Origin of the sequence: Terribacillus saccharophilus (assembly GCF_002272075.1) — a bacterium.
GTDB classification, from domain to species: domain Bacteria; phylum Bacillota; class Bacilli; order Bacillales; family Amphibacillaceae; genus Terribacillus; species Terribacillus saccharophilus_A.
This window is the reverse complement of record NZ_NPBJ01000048.1, coordinates 1-1192: the sequence shown is the minus strand read 5'-3', so window position 1 is coordinate 1192 and position 1192 is coordinate 1. Positions and strand designations below refer to the sequence as shown.

The 1192-nt window shown below is 33.4% G+C and carries 2 protein-coding genes; both read right to left on the bottom strand.

What is annotated here, in order from left to right:
* Positions 1–107 precede the first annotated feature (107 nt).
* Positions 108–254, bottom strand: a complete 147-nt coding sequence (locus CHH48_RS19655; RefSeq protein ID WP_176466765.1) for a hypothetical protein — start codon at positions 252–254, stop codon at positions 108–110.
* Between the two features lie 122 nt (positions 255–376).
* Positions 377–1192, bottom strand: an 816-nt coding sequence (locus CHH48_RS19085) for a replication initiation factor domain-containing protein (RefSeq protein WP_141230093.1), incomplete at its 5' end; no start/stop codon positions are given.

Sequence of the window (1192 nt, the reverse complement as noted above, 5' to 3'; positions counted from 1 at the left end):
CAAAAAAGTTTTATTTTCGTTCTTTCTGTATGTAGTATACCATAGATTTAAATTTATATATTTAAAAATTTAAATTTTTAAATTTGATTTCCTCTAAAAAAATAAAATTAATCTTCGTATGTACTTAAAAGGTAATCCACAAACTTTAGTTCATCTTTATATCTGAATACTAAATGAGCATCTTTATTTGCTTTTGCTTCCTCGTAAAGCTCTGTATATACTTCTTTCAACTCCTCTATCTCTTCTTTTGTCATTATGTACACCTCCTAGTATGTAAATAGCTACCGCCCTTACGGTTGCTTGCCAGCTATTTATAGGATCATTCGGAAAAGCGTTGAATGAGCCTATAAATACTGGTCTTTCTTACTTATATTTCTCATTGAATTTTGGTATACTGTTGTTTAGATAAAGGTTTAAACCAACTCTCTAGTTCGCCAACTAGGGAGTTTTTTTGTTCTATATAGTCCCCTGCTACATTAAGATGTAGACCTGCATAGGATTTCATCATCGCTTGGAATCTTTTTTTAGTTGCAGATGATGTTCTATGTAATCTGTCCGGATGTCTGAAATAAAGAAGAATCTTTCCTGCTTGACTATCTGTCAAACTATCATCAGCCAACACTGAACCTTCAAAATCATCACTAATGATTATCCCTTCAAACGGATTAAATTCCCCAGTGAGAAAATCTCTAGCATAATTATTTTTTAATCGTGCTTCAAATCGTGTGACATTCTTTTCATCGGGATACTGATCGATACTGTCATTATTCTCGTTCTCTAATTTCTTATCGTAAATAATGATATGATTTCGACTAGCTCTCTTCCCAAAATAAATTGTCTCCACTCTTTTATTCGTTCCTCTAAATATGTTTTCTTTACGGCTTTTAACATCCGTTATCTGCAAAGAGTTTATATCCACCGAATAATCCAAAGCGATATGAATGCTAGATAAACTCAATGTTTCTAGTGAAACGCAAGTCATAACCTTTCTAAAAATTGATTCGGCTGCTAAAGAGTAATCAAAGTATTTTGGGTTAAACTCATAGCGAATATCCTTCAATCTCTTTATAGCGCCTCTTTCGTCCACCTGGTCCAATGTTTCGTTAATACCTTCCAAAACTTCATTCAGTTCTGAAATAGCTCTTCCTTGTGGGTCTGTATTGACACCTGTTTCTCGAAGCACTTTCAAGAC